Source organism: Pseudomonas maumuensis, assembly GCF_019139675.1.
Taxonomy (GTDB): Bacteria; Pseudomonadota; Gammaproteobacteria; order Pseudomonadales; family Pseudomonadaceae; genus Aquipseudomonas; species Aquipseudomonas maumuensis.
In genome coordinates, this window is sequence record NZ_CP077077.1 from 1975819 (window position 1) to 2000524 (window position 24706).

Genomic DNA, 24706 nt, shown 5'->3' on the forward strand with positions numbered 1-24706 from the left:
TTCAGGGACATGCAATGGATGAAACACCCGCGTGCGGCATTGCTGCTGACGCTCATGACGCCATCGGTCGTGCAGGCCGAGAACGCCCAGGCACCGCTCGAAGCGGTGCCGATGTACCGGCAGATCAAGGACTGGGCGGTTGGCTGCGACAACACTCGTGCCTGCACGGCGGTAATGGCCATCGACGACGAGCTGATGGCCGGGCTGCAGACCATCATAAGGCGCGAGGCAGGGCCACAGGGCGCGCTCGAACTGACCCTGCGCGTGGGCCCGGCGTTTGCGGAACAGGTGCTGCTCGATGGGCAGGCACTGTCGGCCAACTGGCAGCGCGTCCAGCAGGAATACGACTTCGACCTGCTGCTGGAAGACGATGAGGCGCTGGCGCTCATACGGCGATTGCGCAACGGTACACGCTTGAGTTCATTGACCGAGGATGGCGAGCTGGTCGCGTCCTTGCGGGGGCTCAGTGGCGCGCTGCTGGCCATCGATGCCGTGCAAGGCCGGGTTGGGCATGCCGATGCCCTGGTGAGAGTGGGAGATGCGCCCGCTGCCGATGTGCCTCGCGCTCCCGATACCGTGGTGCTGCCACAGTTCGTCGCCGCGCCGCGCATGAACGACGAGCAGGCCCATGAAATCGGCAGGGCGGTAAAACGCCAGGCGAATGTCGAAGGCGATGTGCCGGGGATGAGCAACAGCCATTACGAGGTACATCCTCTGGACGCTGCCAATGTCCTGGTCATTCTCAACGTCGGGTGCAGTGGCGAGTTTTGCGCCAATTACCTGTATCGGGTGTCCCGCGCCGCGCCCAATCAGATCAGCGAAATGGCCTTCGAGGCGCCGACGCCGCTGCTGGCGCCGCGTCTGAGTGGCTATGTAGCGTTCGATGCGCAGAGCGGCCAATTGTTTGCCGCTGACAAAAGCCAGGTAGAGCGTGGTTGCGGGGTGATCCAGCAGTGGCGTTACGACGGTGAGCGCATGCGCCTCGAGCGCGTGGCGCGGCTCGATCGCTGCGGGTACGTGAAACCGCAGTTCTGGCCGGTGCTATGGCGTGTGCAGGAGTAGGTCGAGGCGAGCTAAGTGCCCATAGGCGCCGCTGACGCGCCGCATCGCCGGCAAGCCGGCTCCCACAGTTCAGCGTTGGCTGCAAATCATGCGCAGTACCTGTGGGAGCCGGCTTGCCGGCGATGGGCGCGTAGCGCCCGCTATCAGTCAGGCGTGGCTCAGAACGCCAGCTTGTAGCCGATCAATAGCAGCATGGTCGCCAGGCAAGGTCGCAGCACGCGGTCGGAGATGCGCCCGGTCAGGTGGCTGCCCAGGTAGATCCCCGGCAGCGAGCCCAGCAGCAGGTAGCCCAGCAGCGACCAGTCCATGTTGCCCATGCCGGCATGACCCAGGCCGGCCACCAGGGTCAGCGGCACGGCGTGGGCGATCTCGGTGCCGACCAGGCGGCGAGTGACCAGGAACGGATAGAGCAGGAACAGCGCCACGGTGCCCAGCGCGCCGGCGCCGATGGAGGTGAGGGTGACCATCACGCCCAGCACCACGCCGGTGATCACGGTGAGGATGTTCAGGGTACGGTCGCTGAGGTGGTAGTGATCGCCTGCGTGCTTGCTGGCGAAGGCCTGCAGGCGCGACTTGAACAGGATCGCCAGGGCGGTGAGGATCAGCACCACCGCCAGGCCCTGCTTGATGATGGCGTTGAGCGCCGAGGTGTCGGCGTGCAGGGTGCTGAGGAACCACAGGGTCAGCGCGGCGGCCGGGACGCTGCCCAGGCTCAGCCAGCCGGTGATCTTCCAGTCGATGTTCTTGTTGCGGCCATGCACCCAGACGCCGCTGGCTTTGGTGATGGCGGCGTAGAGCAGGTCGGTGCCCACGGCGGTGGCCGGGTTGATGCCGAACCACAGCAGGATCGGGGTCATCAGCGAACCGCCGCCGACGCCGGTCATGCCAACGATGAAGCCTACGATCAGGCCCGCAAGGGTGAAACCGAAAGAACCTACATCCATACGCTACTCGACGCCCAGCTTGCCCGTGATCGGATGAGTGCCAGCATATAGATTTTTTTATAGCCAAATAGACTTGTTCGTTATTAGGTTATAACCACGCTGTGGCGGTACGCTCCTGAAAATCCACGGTTCATGAGAGTGGGTTTACCGGAAGCTAGCCCGCTCGACTTGTCCCAGGCACGATTCAGCCAACCATGAAAGGAGCGTTCCATGAGCAATGACATTCAGCGTTTTCCCAGCAGCCTGCCGTTTCCTTTTTCCCGAGCAGTGAAGGCCGGGGGCTTCCTGTTCCTGTCCGGCCAGGTGCCGATGAGCGCCAGTGGCGAAGTGGTACGCGGTGATATCCAGACACAGACCCGAGCTGCCTGCGAACGTATCGCCGAGAGCCTGGCAGTGAGTGGGGCGCGTTTCGACCAGGTGGTGAAATGCACGGTCTGGCTGTCGGACATGAGCCATTTCGCCGGCTTCAACGAGGTCTACAAAGAGTTCTTTGGCGCGGCGCTACCGGTGCGTTCGACGGTGGCATCGGCGCTCGCGCTGGGGGTCGATGTGGAGATCGAGGTGCAGGCGTTCGTCGGCGAGTGAGGAGTAGCTGAATAATGCCTGCGCATTCGCCGATGTGATCGAAGGCGTGATCGCGGAGGGAGCCCGCTCCTGCAGCATGTGCAGGAGCGGGCGGTAGGTCAGATGCGGAAGCTGCCCACCAGTTGCTTGAGGCGCCCGGCCTGCTGGCTCAGGGCGTCGCAGTGGCGCAGGGTGTCGTTGAGGTTCTCCACCCCTTGCTGGTTCAGTGCGTTGATCTGGGTGATGTCCAGGTTCAGGCTCTCGACCACGGCGGTCTGCTCCTCGGTGGCGGTGGCCACCGACTGGTTCATGCCGTCGATCTCGCCGATGCGCTGGGTCACGCTGGCCAGGCGTTCGCCGGCCTCGTTGGCCACCTGCACGGTCTCTTCGCTGGAGACCTGGCTGGTGTTCATGGTGTGTACCGCCTCACGCGAGCCGACCTGCAGGCTGGTGATCATGCGGTGGATCTCTTCCGCCGATTCCTGGGTACGGTGGGCCAGGTTGCGCACTTCGTCGGCGACCACGGCGAAACCACGCCCGGCTTCACCGGCACGCGCGGCCTCGATGGCGGCGTTGAGCGCGAGCAGGTTGGTCTGCTGGGAGATGCCCTTGATCACGTCGAGGATCTTGCCGATCTCGTCGGTGCTGGCGTTGAGGGTCTCGATCTGCTCGCAGGACTCGCTGATGCGCTCGGACAGGGCGGTCATGGCGCTGATCGCCTCTTCGACCACCTGGCGACCACCGTTGGCCTGTTCGCTGGCGCCGCTGGCGTGCTGCGAGGCATCGGCGGCGTTGCGGGCGATTTCCTGGGTGGCGGCGCCCAGCTCGTTGATCGCCGCGGCGACGCTGTTGGTGCGCATGCTCTGCTCTTCGGAACCGGTGAGCGAGGCATTGGAGGCGACCACGACCTTTTCCGACAGGTCATGCACCAGGCGGGTGGCCGAGGACACTTCGCTGATCGAGGCGTGGATACGCTCGACGAAACGGTTGAACGAGGTGGCCAGCTCGCCGAACTCGTCCTTCTGCTCGACGGTCAGGCGGCGGGTCAGGTCGCCTTCGCCTTCGGCGATGTCCTGCATGGCGCGGCCCATGGTGGTCAGCGGACGCATCAGCACCGGGATCAGCAGGCCGAGCAGGCCGGCGATGACAGCCACGGCAATCAGCATGGCGATGATGGCCGAGGTGCGGAACTGGCTAAGCGGGGCGTAGGCTTTTTCTTTGTCGATCGACAGGCCGATGTACCACTGCGCCGACGGCAGGCCGTCCACCGGAGCGAAGGAGATGATGCGGTCCTTGCCGTCGAGGCTGACTTCCTGGATGCCGGATTCGACCCGCAGCGGGGAGCCTGGGTAGATGTCCTTGAGGTTCTTCATCACCCGGTCCTTGTCCGGGCTGACGATCACCTGGCCATTGCGGTCGACCAGGAAGGCGTGGCCGAGGCCGCCGAAGTCCACAGCGTTGATGATGTCGACCAGGGTGTTCAGGCTCAGGTCGCCGCCGACCACGCCGATCAGCTCGCCGCTGGACTTGGCCTTGACCGGCATGGCGATGGTCACCACCAGGCCACCGACTGCGGCCATGTAGGGCGGGGTCAGCATGGTCTGGTTGGCGGTCACGGCCTGGGTGTACCAAGGGCGCTGACGCGGGTCGTAGCCGTCAGGCATCTTGGCATCGGGGCGCTGGGTGAACAGGCCGGTGTTCTGGCCGAAATAGGTGAACTGGAAGTTGCTGGTGTACGACGGCTGGTCGACCAGGCCCGGCACGTTGCTGCCGGCGCCTTGCTGGGCGATGTCCTGGGCCAGGTTTTCCAGGACCAGGATGCGCCCGCTCATCCAGTTCTGCACGCTGCTGGCGGTCTGCGCGCCGGCCTGGCGCACCGACGACTCGATGTTCTGGCGGATGGTGTTGCGTTGCAGGTAGTCGTTGTACAGGGTGAACAGGGCGAAGGCCAGTACGACGACGGCGCAGGCACTGAGCAGGATCTTGTGGCGGAATTTCAGGTTCATGTTTCGAGACCTTGAGCCAGTGAAAGGAGGGCGCCGCGTGCTTGTGGCACGAGTGGCGGAGCCTGTTGCAATGCTATCGGCCGATTCTGAAAAATGTTGAAAGACTAAATGTCGCAGCGCTTGGCCGAATTGCCCTGACAGGGTGACAAATCATGTCGAAGCCAGCAGGCTCACCAAGGTCCTGGCCGCCTGGCCGAGGGGTTGCTGTTTGAGCCAGAAGGCATTCACCGGCAACTGCAGTTCGTTGCGCGTGTTCTGGAACTTCAAGCGCACCAGGCGTCCATCCGCAATCAGTGGCGCCACCCGTGCCAGCGGCAGGTCGCCCCAGCCCAGGCCTGCCTCGACCATCTGCAGGGCCAGGTCAAGGCTGTCGGTGCGCCAGTGCGAAGTACCGATCAGCGAGCGGGGATCGCTCAACGGCAGGTCGCGGCTGCGCACCAGGATCTGACGCAGGTTGACCAGGTCTTCGAGGTTGCGGATGCGCCCTTCGCGCAGCGCGGGGTGGCTTGGCGACAGGGTGGCCACCAGCGACTCCAGGGCGATGTGCTGGAAGCTGCGGCGCGGGTCCACCTGCAGCCCGGCGAAGGCCAGGCACAGATGCACCCGGCCACTGTCGAGCAGTTGCAGGGCCTCTTCCTGCGGGGCGGCGAGCAGTTCGATGTCCAGCAGCGGGTAGCGCTCGCCCAGGCGGGTGATGGCCCCGAGCAACGGACGCTGGTCGATGTCCGGTACCACGGCGATGGCCAGGCTGCTTTCCAGCCCACGCGACAGTTCCAGTGCATGCACCTCCAACAGCCCCATTTGTTCGGCGATCAGCCGGGCGTGGGGTTCCAGCGCCTGGGCCTGGGCGGTCGGTCGCGCCTCCCGCGATCCGCGCTCGAACAGCGCGTAGCCAAGCTCCGCCTCGAGGTTGCCAATGGCCATGCTCACCGCCGAGGGCACCCGACCGAGCGCCCGTGCGGCAGCGGAGAACGAACCGCGGTCGAGCACGGCGAGAAACAGCAGGATGGTATCGCTGGAAAAGTTCATGGCAGTCTCCTTTCAGTAAATCTGAAAGGTGCCGACTTTTTCTGTCAAGTCTGTTGATGCATCCTGCGCGCCTTCGTCATATCCGCTACAAGGTAATTCCGTGCAAGGACTCAAACGCAAACTGGTCTACGTGACCTTCTATGAACTGATCGGCCTGTGCATGTCGACCCTGGGCCTGGCTTACCTGTCTGACACTCAGGCCTCGCACACCGGCCCGCTGGCGGTGATGATCACCACCATCGCCATGCTCTGGAACCTCGTCTACAACAGCCTGTTCGAGTGGTGGGAGAGCCGCCAGGTCGCGCGCGGGCGTAGCCTCGGTCGACGGGTGGCGCACGCCATCGGCTTCCAGTTGACCCTGGTGGTATACCTGATCCCGCTGATCGCCTGGTGGTTGGACATGACCGTGCTGGAGGCGCTGATGGTGGACCTGGCATTCATCATCCTGGTGCCGTGCTACACCTTCGTCTACAACTGGGCGTTCGACCGTATCTTCGGGCTGCCGACTTCGGCGCTGGCGACTGCCTGAACGTGCTACCTGCGCCGGGTCATGGCGGCAGGCGAATCAGCAACGGTTCCTGCGACCGACTCCCGAGCAAGCTGTCCTCGACCTGTCCCGACAGGTAATACACCCCGGCCATGGCGCCGCTCTGGCGATTCTCCATCAGCTCCTGCCATTCCTGGTTCAGCGCGACATTGAGGATCACCCGCAACTGCTCGACCATCTGCGGTTGCTCACGGTCATGGGTGATGATGCCGTAGCCGGTTGCCGCCACCGAGATCAAGGCCCCTGCCGCCTTGCCCACCGCCGCCGCGATGGCGCTGGCGGCGCCGCGTGGCGCCAGTGTGGCGCCGAGTTTCTCGCTGGCCTGGGTGGCCACCGACGACAGTCCGGCCTCGGTCTGCCCAGGGGCTTTGGCGGCCTGTTGGTGCAAATGCTCGCGCAAGGACTGCCAAGCTGGCTGCTGGTCCAGGGACTTGGCCCGCAGCAGTTGGTAGAGCGAGGCATTGCGTGCATCCGGCGGGCCCAGGGCAATGATCGGGATGCGGTTGAGGCGTTGGCTGAACTGCTCGGGCGGGGCGTTGTAGCGCTGGATGATCGCCGGCAGTTGCTGGCCGAGCAGTTGCAGGTACAGCTCGCTGGCGCGGTCGCGGATGCCCTCGGGGTTGATCTGCTCGGCCACCGGCTCGATGACCCGTTCGCGGTACTGCTCCTGCAGATACAGGCCCAGGCGTTTTTCCGCAGGTTCCTGGCCATTGCCACTGTTCATCTTGTACCAGGCCACCTTGAGGGTGAGCCACTGCTGGGTCCAGTAACCGGTGAACCAAGGGATGAAGTCGTTCTCGGTACGTTGCTGCACCTGCTGTTTCCACACTCGCATGGAGCGTCGGGCGTAGTCGTTGGCCGAGCCTGCGGCGGCGACCGAGGCCTCGATGATGTCCTGGTCGATGCGCTGCCAGACGGCGGGCGGCAGATTTTGCGGCGGGGGCGGGGCGGGTGGGCGTTTGCCGGCGCAACCGGCGAGGGCCAGCAGGAGGCAGAGCGGAACCATCGCGAAGATCGATTTCACGTGGATTGCCCCCTTGGCGAGAGGCTGGGTGATTACTCGAAGTATAGGCTTGTCCCGCGATGGGCCGCAGAGCGGCCCCTTTGCAGGCTGAGTGCCATGTTCAGCCCTCCAGCTTCAGGTGCAGCAACGGATACGGATCGCCTTGCCCATCCACCTCGGAGCGCCCGACCTGGACGAATCCCTGCTTCAGGTAGAAGCCAACCGCCTGTGGGTTCTGCTCGTTGACATCGACCTCGCGTACGCCCAACTCATCGATCGTCTGGGCCAGCAGTGCCTTTCCGATGCCTTGACCACGGCAGCCCGGCTCGACGAACAGCATCTCCAGCTTGCCCTCATGCACCCCGGCAAAGCCCTGGATACGTCCAGCGCCGTCACGCCAGGCCCGCAGCTGGACGAAACCCAGGTACTGCTCGCGCACCAGCGGGCGCAGGCGCTCGACGTAACCCTCGGGTAGAAAGTCGTGGGTCGCCCGTACCGAAGCTTCCCAGAGATCGGCCAGCCGATCGAAGTGCTCCGCGCCGACTGGCGCGATAGTGAAATTCATAAGCCCTCCAAGGCATTTGGGTGATCGGCACTAGGGTACGGCATTGCGCTATGCTCGGCATTCGTCCGCGAACAGGAGAGTTGCCGATGAATGTTGCCAAGGCCGACGCCTTGCTGCTGGTGGATGTGCAGTGCGCCTTCATGGAGGGCGCCGATGCGGTGCCTGGCCACTTGGCCTTGCAGCAGAGCATCGCTCGCTTGCTTGGCCGTGCCCGCCAGGCTGGGGTGGCGGTGATCTTCCTGCAGAACGACGGTGCGCCAGGCAGCCCGGACGCCCCGCACAGTGCCGGTTGGCAGCTGTATTTTCCGCCTGTGCGGGGTGAACACGTGCTGTTCAAAACCGAGGACGACGGCTTCCTCGAAACCGGCTTGCAAACCCTGCTCGATGAACTCGGGGCCCGGCGCCTGGCCCTGTGCGGCATGCTCTCGGAGATGTGCCTGGCGGCCACTGCCCGCGCCGCGCTGCAAAGAGGCTACAACGTGCTGTTGCCTCACGATGCCCACGCCACCTACGACGTACCACCCGGCCCGGGCGGCTCGCCGGGTGTGCCCGCTGCCCTGGCAGCCCGGGCGGCGGAGTGGTCGCTGGGGGACGAGGTGCAGATCCTGCCTGGTGTCGAGGCCGTGGCGTTCAGCTTGGCCAGCACGACTGGCGGATGATGCTGCAGAAATTGCCCGGGTGGAATGCCGGCTCCTTGTCGGCGATGACGTCTGCCTTGACGTTGCCGAAGGTGCTTTGCGGTTTGTGGCGGATACCGTCGTAGAAAGCCTGGATGATTGCTTCCTTGAAGCGCTCGCCGCGCGGATGCGCCACCACCACGGCGTCGCGCTCGCCTGCGGCGAGGCCTTCATGGTGCAGGCCGAGTACATCGGTTTCCACGCCAGCGGTGACCAACGCGATCAGCGGATGCATATGCTCGGGGATACCCGGCGTGGTGTGCAAGGCGATGGCCGTCCAGACCCGCTCGATGTCGCGCTCGTCGATGCCGTGCTGTTGCAGGAAGTCACGGGCGGCGTTGGCGCCATCGACCTCGAAGCGGCAGCAATCGCTGCTGTGGGTGTGGGTCAGGCCCATGTCATGGAACATGCAGCCGCAGTACAGCAGTTCGGCGTCGTATTTCAGGCCCAGCCGCCGGCCGGCGAGCGCGGCGAAATAGTAGACGCGGCTGGAATGGTGAAACAGCAGTGGCGAGGCGGTGTCGCGGACCAGCTCGGTGATCTCGCGGGTCATGGCGCTGTCGGGGATTCGAATGCCGGCGATGGACATGGTAAGGACTCCTCGGTGGGTGAGGTGGCCAGTGTGTGGTGGTTGCGCTATGTCCTCAATTGACGTAACACGCCTAATACTGCCATTGTCCGTGACATGAAGACACGCTGCTGCCAGTACTTGCGCAGTAATCGAGACCGCACCCATGCCCATCACCCTTGCCATTCTCGCCATGCCCGGTGTCCAGTTGCTGGACGCCTGCGGCCCGCTCGATGTCTTCGCCGAGGCCAATCGCCAGGCCGGGCGAGAGGCCTATCGGCTATCACTGCTGGCCTGCGAGCCCGGGCCACTGGTCAGCTCGTCGGGCGCCAGGCTGCTGCCCGATGGCTGGATCGGCGATGCCCTCGGCCCCTTCGACACCCTGCTGATTGCCGGCACGCCTCAGGCTGCCGAGCAGCACCTGCGCAACGGCATCCTCGATTGGTTGCGCGAGCATGCCGCCAGCAGCCGGCGCTACGGCTCGGTCTGTACCGGCGCTTTCGCCTTGGCCGCCGCCGGTTTGCTCGATCAACGGCGCATCACCACCCATTGGGCGGTGGCCGAAGCCTTGGCACTACGTTATCCGCAGGTCACGGTGGAAGCCGACGCGATCCAGGTTCACGACGGCAAGGTGCGCACGGCCGCTGGCGTCACCGCGGGGCTCGACCTGGCCCTGGCGTTGGTGGAGGAAGACCTGGGCCGTCAGGTCGCCAAGCAGGTGGCAAGCCAGCTGGTGATGTATTTCAAACGCCCCGGCGGGCAGTTGCAGTTCAGCCGCCAGGGCGCCTCGTCAGTGGCGGGGCGTTCGGCGTTGCAGGGGTTGCAGCGCTACGTGGCGGCCAATCCGGCCCAGGATCATGGGGTCGCTCGTCTGGCGGCGCGGGTCGGCCTCAGCCCGCGGCATTTCGCCCGGCTGTTCCAGGCCGACGTCGGCATGACCCCGGCGGCCTGGGTAGAGCTGGCGCGGGTCAATGCGGCGCGCGAACGCCTGGAAAACGGGCTGGAACCGCCCAAGCAAGTGGCGGCGTTGTGCGGCTTCGCCAATGCCGACACCCTGCGGCGGGCCTTCATGCGGCATGTCGGGGTGACCCCCGCCGAGTACCGCAAGCGCTATGCTCGGCCGGTCTGATCCAGGTCGAGTTTGGCTTCCAGATGGTCCAGGTGTTCGTGCATCAGGCTCAGGGCTGCCTGGCCGTCGCCGCTCTCCACCGCATCGATGATCGCTGCATGCTCCTGCCAGGCGCAGTGCTCGCAACAGGGGGACTCGTAGCGGGCGATGATCAGCGAGGTCATCGGTACCAGGCCGTTGAGAAAGCGCGCCAGCGGTGCGTTGGCTGCCATCTGCGCCAGTTTCATATGGAATTCACCGCCCAGGCGGATTGCCGTGCAGCGTTCGCCGCGCTCATGGTGCTGGCGCTCGCGCTCTACCAACTGGCGCAGCTGGCGGATCTGCGCCGGGCGCGCGCGTTGGGTGGCCAGGCCGATCAGCGTGGTCTCGGCCAGGCGTCGGGCGCTGAGCACCTGGCGGGCCTGCTCAGGGTCGGGCGCGGCCAGGTGCGCGGTATGGCTGGGGCGCTGTACCACCACCTGCTGGTCGGACAGGCGCCCGAGCACCCGGCGGATCACCGTGCGGCTGACGCCGAAGGCATTGCCCAGGGCCTGCTCGGGCAGGGCGCTGCCGGGCGGCAGGCGCTGTTCGAGGATGGCATCGAACAGCCGGGGGTAGATTTGCTCCGCCGACAGGCGGGTCTCGCCGGCACCGAGCAGGGCAGGCAGGCGGGGGGCGGCTGGGGCGCAGGCGGTCATGGTCGCTCTCCTTCTTTATTCAGGTGCCTGGTTGATCGTCCGGGATGTTCAGGGCGATGCCCATGCGCTGGCCTTCGGCGAGGATGTGCTGGCGCATCTGCTGGCTGGCCTTGGCGCTGTTACGCTCACGGATGGCACGTACCACTGCCTCGTTTTCGCTGAGGCGCGCGGCCAGGTGCTCGGGCGAATTGCGCAGCATGTCGGCACTCTGCTTGAGGGCATTGCCGGTCTGCTGCACGACACTCTGGAAGATCGGGTTGGTGGTCAGCGCGAACAACGCCTCGTGGAAGGCGATATAGGCATTGATGCCAGCTTCGCGGTCGCCGGCGTCGAGGGCTTCGCGCATGTCCATCAGGGTCAGGCGCAACTGGCCGATATCCTGACTGCCGGCCGATTGCGCCACCAGGCCGGCGATGAAGGGTTCGAGGGTGTAGCGCAGCTCGAGCACGTCGGCCAGGCTGGCCTCGGCGATGGTGTCCGCTTCCTGCGCTTGGGCGGCGTCGGCATCCAGCACCAGCACGCCCTTGCCTGGCATCGAGCGTACCAAGCCCAGGGTTTCCAGCACGATCACCGCCTCGCGCAGGCTGGGCCGGCTGATCCCCAGTTGTTCGGCCAGCTCGCGCTGGCCGGGCAGCATGTCGCCGCTGCGCCACTGGCCACGGGCCAGGGCCTGGCGGAGTTTCTCCACCACTGAATTGACTACGGTCGAAGAGCTGATCACGGTTCGCTCCTTGGTTGACGCGGCATCTTTGTCCTTGGCCGGCCGGCGCTGGGCGCCGGCGGCCTTGGGCTTAGAATTCCTGTTGATGGGGTTGGCCCTGCTTGCGGGTGATCGGGGCGAAGCCGGGTTTGTTGGCCAGCACATTGTTGGCGCGTTCCAGGTCGATGTCCTTTTCCCAGCGGGCGATGGCCACGGTGGCGACGCAGTTGCCGATCAGGTTGGTCAGCGCCCGGCCGATGCCCATGAACCAGTCCACCGCCAGCACCAGTACCAGGCCCACCACCGGGATCGCCGGGACTGCGGTCAGGGTGGCGGCGAGAATCACCAGGGCCGAGCCTGGGATGCCGTGGGCACCCTTGGAAGTCACCAATGACACCAGAAGAATGGTCAGCAGGTCGGTCATCGCCAGCGGCGTGCCGGTGGCGTTGGCGATGAACACGATGGCCAGGGTCAGGTAGATGGAGAAGCCATCGAGGTTGAACGAGTAGCCGGTAGGAATGACCAGGCCGACGGTGGAACTGCCGATGCCCAGGTGCTCGAGCTTGCGCATCACCTGCGGCAGCACGGCATCGGAGGAGGCGGTGCCGAGGACGATGGACAGTTCTTCGCGCAGGTACTTGATGAACGGCAACAGCTTGAGCCCCGATAGGCGCATCACCGTGCCGAGGATGATCAGTACGAAGCCGGCGCAGGTCAGGTAGAACAGCGCCACCAGGCCGCCCAGGTGCTGCAGCGAGCTCAGGCCGTACTTGCTGGTGGTGAAGGCGATGGCACCGAACACACCGATCGGGGCCAGGCGCACGATCATGCCCATGATGCGGAAGATCACGTGGCTGAGCTCGTTGATCAGTCGCGAAATACCCGAGGCCGACTCACCGACCAGGTTCAGCGCGCTGCCGAACAGCACCGAGAACAGCAGCACCTGGAGGATGTTGTTGTCGGCGAAGGCACCCACCACCGAGGTGGGGATCAGGTCCATGAGGAAGGTGGTGGTGTTGTGGATATGCGCGCCGCGGTCGGCCAGGGCGCCGGCATCTGCGCTGGACAGTTGGTCGAGGTGGATGTTGGCGCCGCTGCCGATGCCGGTGGAGAAGGCGAACACCAGGCCGATCACCAGGGCCAGGGTTGTCAGCACCTCGAAGTAGATCACCGACTTCAGGCCGATGCGCCCGACCTTCTTCAGATCGCCGGCGCCGGAAATGCCGCTGACCACCACGCAGAACACGATCAGGCCGATGAGCATCTTGATCAGCTTGATGAAGCCGTCACCCAGGGGTTTGAGTTGCAGGGACAGGTCGGGGAAGCTCAGGCCACAGATCACGCCGAGGGCGAGGCCGAGCACAACCTGGAGGAAAATCGAACGCGAACACCATTTGAGCATGGGAGGAGTCTCTGGTCGGTGTCCTTGCTCCCCAAGCCACACGGAGCGAAAGAGCGCAGGACTTAATTATTGTGGTATTACCGGTTTGTGTACTGCGCAGCCATAAAACGCCGAAATTTCTGACATTGCAAGCAATTTCGGTCTTACCGGTATGACCAGTTATGGTGCGTTGCCACAGTGGCTGCTCTAGCGTGGTGCGCGGGGGATTTCAGGGCTTTGCCAGAACCTGATCGACGGCGGCGATCAGCTTGCCGAGGTCCTTGGGTGGTGCGTTGTGGATGACGCCGAAGAGATAGGCGCGTTGTTCTTCTTCGTCGTCGGGATCGCTGAAGAACACTTTAGGCTTGACCCCAAGCGCCTCGGCAAAGCTCACCAACGATTCGATGCTGGGGGTGTAGGTGCCGGTTTCGAAGCGGCTGATGGTCTTGGGGTCGAAGCCGGTTCGCTCGCCCAGTTGCGCCTGAGTGAAGCCTGCCAGTTTGCGGTAGCGGCGCAGGGCAGGACCTAGACCTGTTCTTGTCATCGCTTAATTCCCATTTAGAATCAAGCACTTAACGATATATGTCGGCATAGAGCAACGCCACGATCCATCACCTTTATTTGCAAAATGTGATGGAATTCGTAGAATTCGCCGCTTTGATTGATCAGTCATTCAAGTCGTCGTCCAGGGCGATCCGGTCATCCGCCGGCCCGTGTGCAAGCGTTGTCGGACATTGGAACTGATCCAGGATGAACGGTTCCGGCGCCCCTGGCCTCCTGTCAGGCCGTGTGTCGGGTCGTGTATGAACGGAGTCTCATCGTGCGTCAGAACCTTCCGGTCAACCCGGTCGAACAAAGCTTTCCCGAACATCAGCGGCTCATTTCAGCGACCGACACGGCCAGCCTGATCACCTATTGCAACGCCGAGTTCGCCGCCATCAGCGGCTTCAGCCAGGACGAGCTGATTGGCAGCCCGCACAATCTGGTGCGCCATCCGGACATGCCCGAGGCGGTGTTCGAACGGATGTGGCAGTACCTCAAGGCCGGCCGCAGCTGGATGGGCATCGTCAAGAACCGCTGCCGCAACGGCAACTTCTATTGGGTCAACGCCTACGTCACGCCGATACTCGAGAACGGCCAGGTGATCGGCTACGAGTCGGTGCGTGTGCGCCCGACGCGCGAACAGGTGGCCCGTGCCGAAGCCTTGTATGCCCGGCTGCGCGAAGGCAAGGCGGCACTGTCGCCGGCCCGGCGCCTGGCATTGCTCGGCCGGGCCATGGCGCTGCCGCTGCTGGCGGGGGCCGTGGCCATCGCCGGCAACCAGCTGCTTCCCGACCTGCCCGGCCAAGGCTTGACCCTGGCGTTGTTCGCCGGCGTCGGCCTGTGGGCGCAAAGCCGCATGGGGCGGCATTTGCGGCGTATCGTACAGGTGGCGGACAACACCTTCAGCGACCCGGTCGCGGCCTTGACCTACAGCGACCTGCCCGGTGCCGCCGGACAGCTGGAACTGATCTTGGTCAGCGAAGAGGCGCGGCTGAAGACCGCGCTGACGCGTCTGAGCGATCTCGCCAGGCAGATGGCCGGCGCCGCCCAGGATGCCGGGCGGCTATCGCGCAGCACTGAATCGGCCTTGCTCGAACAGCGTGCCGAGACCGATCTGACCGCGACCGCCATGACGCAGATGGCCGCCTCGATCGGCGAGGTTGCCGGCCATGTGCAATTGACCGCCGAGCAGGCGCAGACCGCGCACTTGCTGGCCGGGCAGGGCAGCCAGGTGGCCGACGCCACGGGGGTGGCGATTCAAAGCCTGGCCGGCACGGTCGAGCAGATCAACCAGGCGGTCAACGACCTGGCCGGTCAGACCGGTGCCATCGCCGAGGCGGCCGGGATGATCCGCGCCATCGCCGAGCAGACCAACTTGCTGGCGCTTAACGCCGCCATCGAGGCAGCCCGGGCCGGCGAGCAGGGGCGCGGTTTTGCGGTGGTCGCCGATGAAGTGCGCGCCCTGGCCGACAAGACCCGGCAATCCACCCTGCATATCCAGTCGATCATCGACAGCTTGCGCGGTGGCGCCGAGCAGGCGGTAAGCATCGCCAGCCAGGGGATCGAGGGCGCGCAGCAGGGCGTGACCCAGGTCGCGCTGACCCAGGAAGCCTTGCAAGGCATCCGCCACGCGGTGCAACGCATCAGCGACATGAGCCAGCAGATGGCCGCGGCCTCGCATGAACAATCCAGCGTCGCCGAAGATGTCTCGCGGCAGATCAACGGGGTGGCGGGCACGGTCCAACAGAGCGCCCGGAGCGCCAATGCCGCCGCCGAGCGCGGCGCGGAGCTCGAACAGGTGTGCGCTGGACTGCGCGCCCTGGTGGAGCGCTTCAACCGCTAGGTTGCGAGGCTTATGGACGACAATTACCGCGCGGCCGTCGATGCGGCCGCGATCTTTTCCGAAACCGACCTGCGCGGTTGCATCACCTACGTCAACCAGCAGTTCTGCAGCATCTCCGGTTACAGCCGCGAGGAGCTGCTGGGCGCCAATCACCGCATCCTCAATTCCGGGCTGCACGAGCCGACCTTTTTCCTCGAGATGTGGCGCGCATTGGCCGCCGGTCGGGTGTGGAAAGGCGAGATCTGCAATCGCGCCAAGGATGGCTCGCTGTACTGGGTGGACAGCACCATGGTGCCGCTGATCGACCCTAACACCGGCCAGGTACGCAAGTACGTGTCGATCCGCTTCGACGTCACCGAGAAACGCCAGTTGCTGCACACCTTGCAATGGCGGGTGGGGCACGACGTGCTGACCGGCCTGCCGAATCGCGCCTACCTGTCCGACCTGCTCAACCAGGCCCTGGCTTTCTCCCGGCGAGAAAACATTCCATTGGCGGTGTGCATGCTCGACCTCGATGGCTTCAAGGCGGTCAACGATGGTTACGGCCATGCCACCGGCGACCTGTTGCTGGTGGAGGTCGCCCAGCGCCTGCAGCACATCCTGCGTGGCGGCGATGCGGTGGCGCGGCTGTCGGGCGACGAGTTCGTGCTGATCCTGCGCCATATCGAAGGCGCGCAGCAGCTCGACGCCGCGTTGCGGCGCATCCTTCAGGCGCTCGCCGCACCCTATGTGGTGCGCGAGCACCCGTTGAGCCTGAGCGCGAGCATTGGTGTCACCTTGTTTCCGCAGGACGACGAGGATGCCGACACCCTGGTGCGCCACGCGGACCAGGCCATGTATGTGGCCAAGCAGCGCGGACGCAACCGCTACCATCTGTTCGACGTATCCCAGGAGCTCGAGCTCAAGGCCACCCACCAGACGGTGGCGCGGGTGCGTCAGGCCCTGCGCCAGGACGAGCTGTGCCTGCATTATCAGCCGAAGGTGAACATGCGCAGCGGCCAGGTGATCGGTTTCGAGGCCTTGTTGCGCTGGATGCATCCGTCCAAGGGGCCGGTGCCGCCGGGGGAGTTCCTGCCCTTCGTCGAGCAGACCGACCTGATCGTCGAGCTGGGCGAATGGGTCATCGACCAGGCGCTGACCCAGCTGCAACAGTGGCAGTTGTCCGGGCGCGACTGGTCACTGAGCGTCAACATCGCCGCCCGCCAGCTGCAACGCGGCGACTTTGCCCAGCGCCTGGCGCGGTTGCTGGCGCGCCATCCCGGGGTGTCGCCCCGGCGCCTGGACCTGGAAATCGTCGAGTCGGTGGCGATCGACAACCTGCCGCGAGTTGGCCGTTGCCTGGATGCCTGCCGGGCTCTGGGCGTGCGGTTCTCCCTGGATGACTTCGGCACTGGCTACTCCTCGCTGAGCTACCTCAAGCGCCTGCCGGCGCAGACCATCAAGATCGACAAGTCCTTCGTGCGCGACATTCTCCACGACCATGACGACCTTGCGCTCACCCGTGCGGTCATCGGTCTGGCCCGCGCGTTCGGTCGTGAGGTGGTGGCCGAGGGGGTGGAGAGTGTCGAGCACGGGCGAATGCTGATGGAACTGGGGTGCGAGTTGGCGCAGGGATACGGCATCGCACGCCCGATGCCGGTGGAGGCGCTGGCGGAGTGGGTGGCGGGGTATCGGCAGCCCCTCGAATGGCGCAGTCCCGGCATCGGCAGTTTTCAGCTATGAGCGAAGCCCCGGTGCCAGTGCCTGCAAGGCTCCCGCTCAGGTGCTCGGGGCCGCTGCCCGCTCAGCGATCACGCGCGCGGTCAGCTTCGTCACCAGCTCCATCTCGGCGTTCTTGCGCGCCTGCAGCAGTGCTCCGCCAACCCGCTCCAATGCACTGGGCTGAAGCTGGCTGAAGCGCGGCGCACTCAGGTCCTGGCGTTGCACTATCCCCTGGCGCCGCCAGCTCAGCCCCGGGATGTCGTGGACATCCTGCTCCAGAGTATCGATGAAGCCGGCGGGAACGGCGGGCCCGACATAGTCGCCTTCGCTGTCCATGCTGGCGGACAAGGCATCGAAGTACTCCGAGGCCGCCTCCCACTCCCGGGCCAGGCCTTCGAAGGCTTCTGGCAGCAGACGGCGTAGCCAGGCTGACCAAAAGGCCTGGTCCGCCACCCAGCGGGCCAGGTTGTCTGCCGTTGCGCTGGCTTCGACGGCCGCGGACACACGCTGCAGCGTTGCGTTGCTCAGGCGTGCCAGTTGGCTGAAGCGCATCTCGCTGGGTTGTGTCGGCAGGCCTAGCTGCGCTCGCAAATGTATGCGTGCGTACAGGGCCATCTCCAGTTCGTCCAGCAAGTAGTCCGGTTCATGCAGGGCGATATCGCTGATATCGTCATCACTGTGCAACGGCGGGGCGGCCTCGCGTTGAGTCTCATCATCGGCATCGAGGGCGCGGCGACGGGCGCGGCGGGCCTGGTAGACCTCGCCGATGCGCGCATCCAGCAGGCATTGGCGATACAGGGCGGTGGCCGTGTCGACGGCGACGGCTTGATCGGATGTACCTGGCGCGGCGCGGGCGGCGCCTTGCCATACCTGGACATCGGTCTCGATCTGCTGGAACAGCAGGCTCGCCTGGTCGACGCACTCGCGGGCGGCATCTTCCAGCAGGTCGATGACTTGCTGGCGCAGCATGGCTCGGCCGAAGGCCTCTGCGCCGGCACTGTCTCCCTCAAGCAGCGTGCGCAGCACGTGGGTCATGCGTCGCTGCATGGCCGCGGGGCTGCGCTGGTAATCCGCGGTATGCGGCAAACGCTCCATCAACTCGTGCAGGCTGTCCCATTGCGAGTCTTGTGCCGTGGTCATCAAGCCTTGGAGCTCGTCGGGCCAGTCGAGCGAGCCTTCGGGTGACATGATGATCCGGAAGCCAGCCCGTTCGAGGGTCTGACGGGCTTCATCGGTGAAGGGGTTGTCGTCGAACGAGTAATCGAATCCCGGCAAGTTGCCGCGTACCGAGCGGGCAAAGAGCGTGTCGTGCAGGTCGGGCGCGTCGGTCAGCATGTTGGCGCTGAGGTCGACCTCACGCAGCGTCGCCTGGTTCATCAGCGTTTGCAGTCCTTCGGGCCAATGGCTGATCCGCGCGTCTTGTAGGTCCAGCGTCAGCAGGTGGTTCCAGCCGCTGACATTGGGGGCCAGGCCCAGTGGGTTGTCGTCGAGATTGAGCATTTCCAGGCGATCGAGCCCCGCCAATGCCGTTCGAGCGGCCTCGTCGAGGGTGATTTCGTTCTGCCCCAGGCTCAGGGTTCGCAGCGCCGGCCAGCGTTGCAAGGCTTGAAAGTGCTCGGCGCCGAGGGTCAAGTCGTTGAGGTCGGCCATGAGCCAGTTCAAGGCGGGCCGTTGCGCGAGCCGCTCCAGCGCCGCGACCGGCAGCCCTTCAATGGCGTCGGTCAGGCTGAGGCGTTGGAGATGGGGGAGTCGGTCGAAGATGGCCAGGTTTTCGTCATTGCCCAGGTCGAAATGGTTTTCCGCAAGATCCAATGTCTGCAGTTCACTCAACTCGCCTAGCGCGTTCGGCAGCCTGTTGAGGGCATTCTGCGCAAGGTCCAGGCCGCGTGTGCCAGGGAATGCCCTGAGAAAGCGGTCCAGCTGGACGGCCTGCGGGTCGACCAATCCATTGATGGTCAGGTGGCGAACATGCGGCAGGACCACCGCAAGCGTAGGCAAGGACCCCGCCTGTTGGGCCTCCAGCACGAGGCTGACATGGTCGATGGTGCCATCGGTGTCGTGGCTTTCCCGTCGCCAGGCGGCGCGTATCCGCCTGGCCAGAGCCCGTCGGCTGGCACGTTGCTGTTGCGGGGCATCCAGCGCCGTACCTTCAACGTCATCGACCCAGCGCTGGAGCGAGGTGTCGAGCTGGCGGTACTCCTCTTGCAGGCGTTCGAGCAAGCGCCTGAACCTGCCGGGCATAGCGCCGGCCTGGTAGCGCAACCGCACGCGCAGCATATCGCGGTCGCCTGCCGCGTTCGCCGGGTACAACTGATCGAACAGGGCGTCATCGCTCAATGGGCCCTGGCCTCGCCCACTGAGGCGGTAGCCGATGCGACGCTCCCCGGGCAGTCGCGAGGGCAGGCGATACATCGGCCGTATCGGCGCCAGCCCCAGATCCAGGGCACTCTGCCGACGGTCGCCAGCGGCCATCTCGAATAGCTTGTCGCGTAGCTCCGCCGGTTGCTGAATCGACATGCCCAGGGCGTTGCGCTCACTGTCGGGCAGCGCGTGCAGCAGGGCATCGTACAGGTCATCGCCAGCGCTCAGTTCGAGGCCGTGCTCGTCGTAGGCCCGATAACGGCCGCCCGAGCGCACGATAACCTTGGTGTTGACGGGCGCCGTCTCGGTGGCGGTGACACGGCCGCCGGCCAGGCTGCCGGCGCGCAGTTCGACGGCGACGCGTCCTGTCCAGCCAGGCAGGCGGCGCAGTGAGGAAAAGGCCAGCAAATCGCGGTCATCGGCATTGCCGCCGCTGTGTTTGAAACGTGCCAGGGCCTTGTTGATCCGCTTCTCGCGCAGGTAGAGGCGTGCGGTTTCGGCCATGGGCAAGGGCAGACGGCCGGTGCGCTGCAGCTGGATGATGTCGCGCGCGCGCGCATTGGCGAAGATTTCCGCCCGGGCTCTGGGGCTCAGGCCTGGGAAGTCTCGTGCCAGGATGCTGGCCAGGGAGGGTTCGTCGACTGTCATGGGACTTGCACCGAAGGTTTCGAACATATCCACCAGCAACGCGGGAAGTGGCTCATGGTCGAGCAGGGCCTTGCGCAGGGCGGCGGCATCGTAGCCGCTGCAGCGCAGTGCCTGTGCCAGGCTGGCCGGGTCCAGGTCGTTGCTCGTCGGGCCCAGCCGTTTCAGTAGGGCCGCTTGATCCCAGGTCAGTGGATTGTCGTGTTCGAGCAGCCAGGTGCCTTGTCCGTTACCGTGGAGCCTGGGTTGATGGCGATGACCCTTGGCGGGTGCCAGCCGCAGGCCGCCCTCCTGGGGGCGCTCCAGTGGCAATGCCAGATCGTCACGCTCAAGCCACGGGCGCCCTTGCCATTGCTGCAGGCCGTCCTGGCCCGCGAGGCGGCCCTGCGGCCATGGCCGGGGACGGGCAAAGGGGGCCAGTTCGCCATGCCACAGGCGCTCCTCGCCCTTGGCGCCTACCTTATGCCAGCCATGCAGGATCCCGGGAGGCTCGTGAAAGCGGGTGGCGGCGCCCATTGCGGCGAACATTGCGAGGTTCTCGAACACCTCGAACAGGTGACTGATGGCGGCCTGTGCATCGCCTTCGTTGGCCGCATGCACGCCTTCGAGGAAGGTATCCACCAGTTGCGCGCCACCGATCACCAGCAGCGCCTCGCCCAGGCCGGGTACGAAGAAGCCCGCGACGTTGAGGACGCTCAGGCCGACACCCAACCACGCCTCGATCCGGGCCAGTTGTGCGGCCGCATCGCGCTGGGCGACGGGGACCGCCAGCTTCGCCGCGTCCAGCAGGCGTAGTTCCACCTCGGTGCGGGCGCGCTCGACGAATGCGTCTTGCCTCCAGGCGGTGAGCGTGAATGACAGGCGTGCGTTTTGGTCCAGCGTTTCTTGCCAGAGGTCGGACGGTGCCGGGAACAGGCGCTTGATCCAGCTGAAGCGCTCACCTCGCTGCAGCACTGGCGTGGATTGCAGGTGCGCATAGGGATAGCGCGGATACAGCGTGGCACGCAGCCGGTTGGCAAAGGCTGGTTGCTCGGCCAGGCCGACATAGCGGCGCAGGAAGAACGTGCGCTCCTGCGCTTGCCACAGCATTTGGGTCAACGCCGTGGCCGCGGCCTGTTGCGAGGCGTACTGGCGCAGCGGGCGCTGCTTGTGGCCTGGCAGATACAGCAGGCAGTCGGCGGACTTGCGCGCAGGATCGAGGTGGATCAGCAGCGGGCCGTTGAGCGCGGTATCGAACAGGGTCAGGAAGCTGCAGTGCAGTTGCGCCCTGGCCGAATCGTTCAGCCCAGAGAGCACTGTCAGTGCCACGGCTGCGCCTCGCTCATCTACGTGCCCGCCGAGCCTGGCCAGGCTCAGTGTGGCGTCGAAGGCAGCGTGGTCCTTTTGCCGCAGCAATTGGCGGAAGGCATCGGTATCGAGGTGGTCGTCCAGGTGATCGCGGTAGCGTTGGCCCAGGTCCAGGTTGCGTACGCCGCTCACGAAGGTGTGGACGTCGAGTTCGGAGGGCTTGGGCGCCAGGACCGAGTCGTAAAGCCGTGGCGTGGCATTGCGGTCGAAATTCTGCAGCGCGGCTTCGAACCAGGACTGAACGCGCCGTTCGTGCCAGATCCGGCCTTGGTCGATGTTGGGCAGGTGAGCGTCCGGGAACCAGCGCCGCAGGGCCTGTTCGAACAGCGGGCGGCAAAAGGTGTCGACGTCCTGGACCGGCTTCAATGCCTTGGCAACGCGCCGAGTAGCGGCGTGGCTGGCGAGAATCTTGCGTTTGAGCGCCTGCCGTTGGCTGGGTGTTGCGCGCGTGAGCCAGGTCGGCATGCGCTTGTGAATGAACGACAGGTGAGTGGAAGGCGGAAATTGGGTCATCGCTGCTGTTTCCTGTTGAAAAGCAGCGAGACTAGGAGGTGGGGCTTGCCCGGGCGGGTTACATGGCTACCACCCGATGGCAGGCGTGGCGGTCAGGGTTGTGGCGCGGTGCTCTTCACCGCGGCGAGTTCGGGATGCGCCACCAGCTTGTCGATATGCAGCTCGTCGTTGTTCATCCAGGTCTCGGTCAGCACGCGGTAATGCTCCATGTCGCGGCAGCGCATGCGCAGGCTGTAGTCGAAATGCCCGCTGATCAGCTGGCACTCGTAGACCTGCGGGCAGGCACGCACGGTGGCCTCGAAGGCCCGCTGCGCCGAGCGCCCGCTCTGGTTGGAGAGGGCCACCAGCACCAGTAGCGATAACCCCGGGGAGACTTGCTGCAGGTCGATGATCGCCCCGTAACCGCGGATCACCCCGCGCCGCTCCAGCTTGCGCACCCGTTCCAGGCAGGGCCTGGGGGTTAGATGCACGAGAGTGGAGAGTTTCTCGTAGGTGATCCTTCCGTGGTGGCGCAGCACGTCGATGATCGCTTCGTCGATGCGATCCAGCGCTGCCGAGGTGGAGCTGATGGCCTTGGTATCCATATACGGCTTGACTTCACTTGAGGCGGTTGGAGAGGAACTGCCGCAGGCGCTCGCTCTGTGGCCGATCGAGGATCTCGGCGCTGCCGCTTTCCTCGACCAAGCCCTGGTGCAGGAACAGCACCTGGCTCGACACCTGGCGGGCGAACCCCATTTCGTGGGTGACCATGAGCATGGTACGTCCTTCCTCGGCGAGCGTCTGTATCACCTTGAGCACTTCGCCGACCAATTCCGGGTCCAGCGCCGAAGTGGGCTCGTCGAACAGGATGATTTCCGGCTCCATGGCCAGCGCCCGGGCGATGGCCACGCGCTGCTGCTGGCCGCCGGAGAGAAACGCCGGATACTGTTCGGCGGCGCGGGCCGGCAGGCCGACCTTGTCCAGGTACTTGCGCGCCCGCTCCTCGGCTTCGCCGGCGCTGATGCCCAGCACCTTGCGCGGCGCCAGGCAGATGTTTTCCAGCACCGTCAGGTGGCTCCACAGGTTGAAGTGCTGGAACACCATGGCCAGGCGTGTGCGCAGGTTCTGCAGTTGGTGTGGTGGCGGGATGCGGGTGCCGGGGTGGATCTCCAGCGTCTGGCCGTCCAGGGTGATGCTGCCGGCATTGGGCTGCTCGAGGAAGTTGATGCAGCGCAGGAAGGTGCTCTTGCCCGAGCCGCTGGCGCCGATCAGGCTGATCACATCGCCCTTGCGCGCCTGCAGCGAGACGCCCTTGAGCACCTGGTGCTCGCCATAGTGCTTGTGCAGGCCCTCGACGCTGAGTTTGATCGCTCCTGCATGGGCGTGTGTACTCGGGGCCTGGGCGAAGGTGGAAAGTGGCAGTGCGGTAGCAGTCATGTTTTCAGCCTCGGGCAGGGTCAAGGAAGCGCATCCAGCGCCGTTCGGCCATGCGGAACAGGCCGACCAGGGCGAAGGACAGCAGCATGTACAGCAGGGCGGCCACGCCGAAGGCCTGGAAGGTCAGGAAGGTCGCGGCGTTGGCGTCGCGGGCGACCTTGAGGATGTCGGCGACGGTGGCGGTGAACGCCAGCGAGGTGGCGTGCAGCATCAGGATCAGCTCATTGCTGTAGGCCGGCAGTGAGCGGCGCAGGGCGGCGGGCAGCACCAGGAACAGGTTGAGCTTCCAGCCGCGCAGGCCATAGGCCTGGGCCGCCTCCAGCTCGCCGGCGGGCAGGTTGCGGATGGCCCCGGCGAAGATCTCCACGGTGTAGGCGCAGGTGTTGAGCACGAACGCCAGCAGGGTACAGTTGAGCGCGTTGCGGAAAAACTGGTCGAGCAGGGCGTGGTCGCGCACCACCTGCAGGCTGTAGAGCCCGGTGTAGCAGATCAGCAGCTGGATATAGAGCGGCGTGCCGCGGAACACGAAGGTGTACAGCTGCACCGGCAGGCGCAGCCAGGCATGACGCGAGGTACGCGCCAGGGCCAGGGGCAGCGACAAGGCGAAGCCCAGCACCATGCTGGCGAGGAACAGCCAGAGGGTCATGGCCAAGCCAGAGAGGCCGGTGCCATCGTTGTAGAGATAGGCCAGGCCGTATTCCTGAAGGAGTTCGATCATCGTGCCAGCTCCTTGATACCGGTGTTGTAGCGCCGCTCGAGATGCTTGAGCAGGCGGTTGGACAAGGTGGTGATGACCAGGTAGACCAAGCCCGCCAGGCACAGGAAGAACAGCATGTCATTGGTGGTCTTGCCGGCGTTCTGCGCGGCCTTGACCAGGTCGGCCAGGCCGATGATCGACACCAGCGCGGTGGACTTGAGCAACACCAGCCAGTTGTTGCCCAGGCCCGGCAGGGCGAAGCGCATCAGCTGCGGGAACAGCACCAGCCGAAACCGCTGCGCCCGGCTCAGGCCATAGGCGGTGGCGGCCTCCAACTGCCCGCTGGGCACGCTGAGGATGGCGCCGCGGAAGTTCTCGGTGAAGTAGGCGCCGTAGATGAAGCCCAGGGTGACTACTCCGGCGCTGAAGGGGTCGATTTCGACGTAGTCCCAGCCCAGCAGCTCGGTCAGGTCGTTGAGCCAGATCTGCATGCTGTAGAAGATCAGCAGGATCAACACCAGATCCGGAACGCTGCGGATCAGCGTGGTGTAAAGGGTGGCCGGAAAGCGCAGCAGCCTGGATCGCGACAGTTTGGCACTGGCACCGATCAGGCCGAGCGCGAGGCTAAGTGCCAGCGACAGCAGGGCCAGCTTGACGGTCATCCAGGTGCCCTGGGCCAGCAGCGGGCCGAAGCCTTGCAGGCCGCTTGTGAGAAAGTCATGCATGGAAGGATCTCGCGGGGAGGCAATCTCGCGGCATGCCCGCTCCCTCCAGGGAGGCGGGCAGCC

General features: G+C 65.2%; 22 protein-coding genes and 1 pseudogene. 8 read left to right on the top strand and 15 right to left on the bottom strand.

Annotation, left to right across the window (positions count from 1 at the left end; all coding sequences use genetic code 11):
* The first annotated feature begins 9 nt into the window (after nucleotides 1-9).
* Nucleotides 10-1062 carry a DUF1176 domain-containing protein gene (locus tag KSS90_RS09040; protein ID WP_217869076.1) on the top strand — a complete coding sequence of 351 codons (1053 nt, stop codon included), beginning with the start codon at nucleotides 10-12 and terminating at the stop codon, nucleotides 1060-1062.
* A gap of 158 nt (nucleotides 1063-1220) precedes the next feature.
* Here KSS90_RS09040 and KSS90_RS09045 read toward each other — a convergent pair whose 3' ends face one another.
* On the bottom strand, nucleotides 1221-2006 hold the full coding sequence (locus KSS90_RS09045; RefSeq protein WP_046854865.1) for a sulfite exporter TauE/SafE family protein: 786 nt from the start codon (nucleotides 2004-2006) through the stop codon (nucleotides 1221-1223).
* Nucleotides 2007-2216: 210 nt separating this feature from the next.
* Here KSS90_RS09045 and KSS90_RS09050 point away from each other — a divergent pair, with 210 nt between their 5' ends.
* Nucleotides 2217-2591 carry a RidA family protein gene (locus KSS90_RS09050; RefSeq protein WP_139669857.1) on the top strand — a complete coding sequence of 125 codons (375 nt, stop codon included), beginning with the start codon at nucleotides 2217-2219 and terminating at the stop codon, nucleotides 2589-2591.
* 98 nt (nucleotides 2592-2689) lie between these two features.
* Here the strand turns inward: KSS90_RS09050 and mcpA are convergent, their stop codons facing one another.
* Entirely contained in the window at nucleotides 2690-4576 is a 1887-nt protein-coding gene (gene mcpA, locus KSS90_RS09055) for a methyl-accepting chemotaxis protein McpA (RefSeq protein WP_217869077.1), read from the bottom strand.
* Nucleotides 4577-4726: 150 nt separating this feature from the next.
* The gene (locus KSS90_RS09060) at nucleotides 4727-5605 is read right to left on the bottom strand and encodes a LysR family transcriptional regulator (RefSeq protein ID WP_217869078.1); all 879 of its coding nucleotides are present in this window, start codon (nucleotides 5603-5605) and stop codon (nucleotides 4727-4729) included.
* Nucleotides 5606-5705: 100 nt separating this feature from the next.
* On the opposite strand from KSS90_RS09060, the gene KSS90_RS09065 reads away from it, so the two are divergent.
* Complete coding sequence (locus KSS90_RS09065; protein ID WP_217869079.1) at nucleotides 5706-6134, top strand: PACE efflux transporter; 429 nt, start codon at nucleotides 5706-5708, stop codon at nucleotides 6132-6134.
* A gap of 19 nt (nucleotides 6135-6153) precedes the next feature.
* On the opposite strand, the gene KSS90_RS09070 is transcribed toward KSS90_RS09065, so the two are convergent.
* Both KSS90_RS09070 and KSS90_RS09075 read right to left on the bottom strand, forming a co-directional pair.
* Nucleotides 6154-7158 carry a hypothetical protein gene (locus KSS90_RS09070; RefSeq protein ID WP_217869080.1) on the bottom strand — a complete coding sequence of 335 codons (1005 nt, stop codon included), beginning with the start codon at nucleotides 7156-7158 and terminating at the stop codon, nucleotides 6154-6156.
* Between the two features lie 118 nt (nucleotides 7159-7276).
* A complete protein-coding gene (locus KSS90_RS09075; RefSeq protein WP_217869081.1) occupies nucleotides 7277-7720 on the bottom strand; it encodes a GNAT family N-acetyltransferase in 444 nt (147 codons plus the stop codon).
* An 86-nt stretch (nucleotides 7721-7806) separates the two neighbouring features.
* Here KSS90_RS09075 and KSS90_RS09080 point away from each other — a divergent pair, with 86 nt between their 5' ends.
* Nucleotides 7807-8379 carry an isochorismatase family protein gene (locus tag KSS90_RS09080; RefSeq protein WP_217869082.1) on the top strand — a complete coding sequence of 191 codons (573 nt, stop codon included), beginning with the start codon at nucleotides 7807-7809 and terminating at the stop codon, nucleotides 8377-8379.
* Here KSS90_RS09080 and KSS90_RS09085 read toward each other — a convergent pair.
* Complete coding sequence (locus tag KSS90_RS09085) at nucleotides 8351-8986, bottom strand: HD domain-containing protein (RefSeq protein ID WP_217869083.1); 636 nt, start codon at nucleotides 8984-8986, stop codon at nucleotides 8351-8353. The genes KSS90_RS09080 and KSS90_RS09085 overlap by 29 nt on opposite strands.
* Before the next feature lie 145 nt (nucleotides 8987-9131).
* On the opposite strand from KSS90_RS09085, the gene KSS90_RS09090 reads away from it, so the two are divergent.
* On the top strand, nucleotides 9132-10094 hold the full coding sequence (locus KSS90_RS09090; protein WP_225933143.1) for a GlxA family transcriptional regulator: 963 nt from the start codon (nucleotides 9132-9134) through the stop codon (nucleotides 10092-10094).
* Here KSS90_RS09090 and KSS90_RS09095 read toward each other — a convergent pair.
* The 4 genes from KSS90_RS09095 to KSS90_RS09110 all read right to left on the bottom strand — a co-directional run bounded on the left by KSS90_RS09095 (nucleotide 10076) and on the right by KSS90_RS09110 (nucleotide 13396).
* Nucleotides 10076-10771 carry a GntR family transcriptional regulator gene (locus tag KSS90_RS09095; RefSeq protein WP_217869084.1) on the bottom strand — a complete coding sequence of 232 codons (696 nt, stop codon included), beginning with the start codon at nucleotides 10769-10771 and terminating at the stop codon, nucleotides 10076-10078. The two genes, KSS90_RS09090 and KSS90_RS09095, sit on opposite strands and share 19 nt — an antisense overlap.
* Before the next feature lie 19 nt (nucleotides 10772-10790).
* A complete protein-coding gene (locus tag KSS90_RS09100; RefSeq protein ID WP_217869085.1) occupies nucleotides 10791-11492 on the bottom strand; it encodes a FadR/GntR family transcriptional regulator in 702 nt (233 codons plus the stop codon).
* Between the two features lie 70 nt (nucleotides 11493-11562).
* On the bottom strand, nucleotides 11563-12873 hold the full coding sequence (locus KSS90_RS09105) for a C4-dicarboxylate transporter DctA (protein WP_217869086.1): 1311 nt from the start codon (nucleotides 12871-12873) through the stop codon (nucleotides 11563-11565).
* A gap of 208 nt (nucleotides 12874-13081) precedes the next feature.
* Nucleotides 13082-13396, bottom strand: coding sequence for a helix-turn-helix domain-containing protein (locus tag KSS90_RS09110; RefSeq protein WP_217869087.1), 315 nt, complete (start codon nucleotides 13394-13396; stop codon nucleotides 13082-13084).
* Nucleotides 13397-13672: 276 nt separating this feature from the next.
* Between KSS90_RS09110 and KSS90_RS25875 the strand changes: the two are divergent.
* The 3 genes and pseudogenes from KSS90_RS25875 to KSS90_RS09120 all read left to right on the top strand — a co-directional run.
* A pseudogene (locus tag KSS90_RS25875) lies at nucleotides 13673-13954 on the top strand (PAS domain-containing protein); the annotation flags it as partial.
* Between the two features lie 174 nt (nucleotides 13955-14128).
* Nucleotides 14129-15238 (top strand): methyl-accepting chemotaxis protein, encoded by a 1110-nt coding sequence (locus tag KSS90_RS09115; protein WP_437180087.1) that lies wholly within the window; start codon nucleotides 14129-14131, stop codon nucleotides 15236-15238.
* Nucleotides 15239-15250: 12 nt separating this feature from the next.
* Complete coding sequence (locus tag KSS90_RS09120) at nucleotides 15251-16960, top strand: putative bifunctional diguanylate cyclase/phosphodiesterase (protein ID WP_217869089.1); 1710 nt, start codon at nucleotides 15251-15253, stop codon at nucleotides 16958-16960.
* Between the two features lie 36 nt (nucleotides 16961-16996).
* On the opposite strand, the gene KSS90_RS09125 is transcribed toward KSS90_RS09120, so the two are convergent.
* From KSS90_RS09125 to KSS90_RS09145, 5 genes are all read right to left on the bottom strand, one after another.
* Nucleotides 16997-21805 (bottom strand): dermonecrotic toxin domain-containing protein, encoded by a 4809-nt coding sequence (locus KSS90_RS09125; protein WP_217869090.1) that lies wholly within the window; start codon nucleotides 21803-21805, stop codon nucleotides 16997-16999.
* Between the two features lie 92 nt (nucleotides 21806-21897).
* A complete protein-coding gene (locus tag KSS90_RS09130; RefSeq protein WP_217869091.1) occupies nucleotides 21898-22389 on the bottom strand; it encodes an Lrp/AsnC family transcriptional regulator in 492 nt (163 codons plus the stop codon).
* A 13-nt stretch (nucleotides 22390-22402) separates the two neighbouring features.
* The gene (locus KSS90_RS09135; protein WP_225933144.1) at nucleotides 22403-23221 is read right to left on the bottom strand and encodes an ABC transporter ATP-binding protein; all 819 of its coding nucleotides are present in this window, start codon (nucleotides 23219-23221) and stop codon (nucleotides 22403-22405) included.
* A 4-nt stretch (nucleotides 23222-23225) separates the two neighbouring features.
* Nucleotides 23226-23939 carry an ABC transporter permease gene (locus tag KSS90_RS09140; protein WP_217869092.1) on the bottom strand — a complete coding sequence of 238 codons (714 nt, stop codon included), beginning with the start codon at nucleotides 23937-23939 and terminating at the stop codon, nucleotides 23226-23228.
* Nucleotides 23936-24643, bottom strand: coding sequence for an ABC transporter permease (locus tag KSS90_RS09145; RefSeq protein ID WP_217869093.1), 708 nt, complete (start codon nucleotides 24641-24643; stop codon nucleotides 23936-23938). Before KSS90_RS09145 ends, KSS90_RS09140 begins: the two co-directional genes overlap by 4 nt.
* Between the last annotated feature and the right edge of the window lie 63 nt (nucleotides 24644-24706).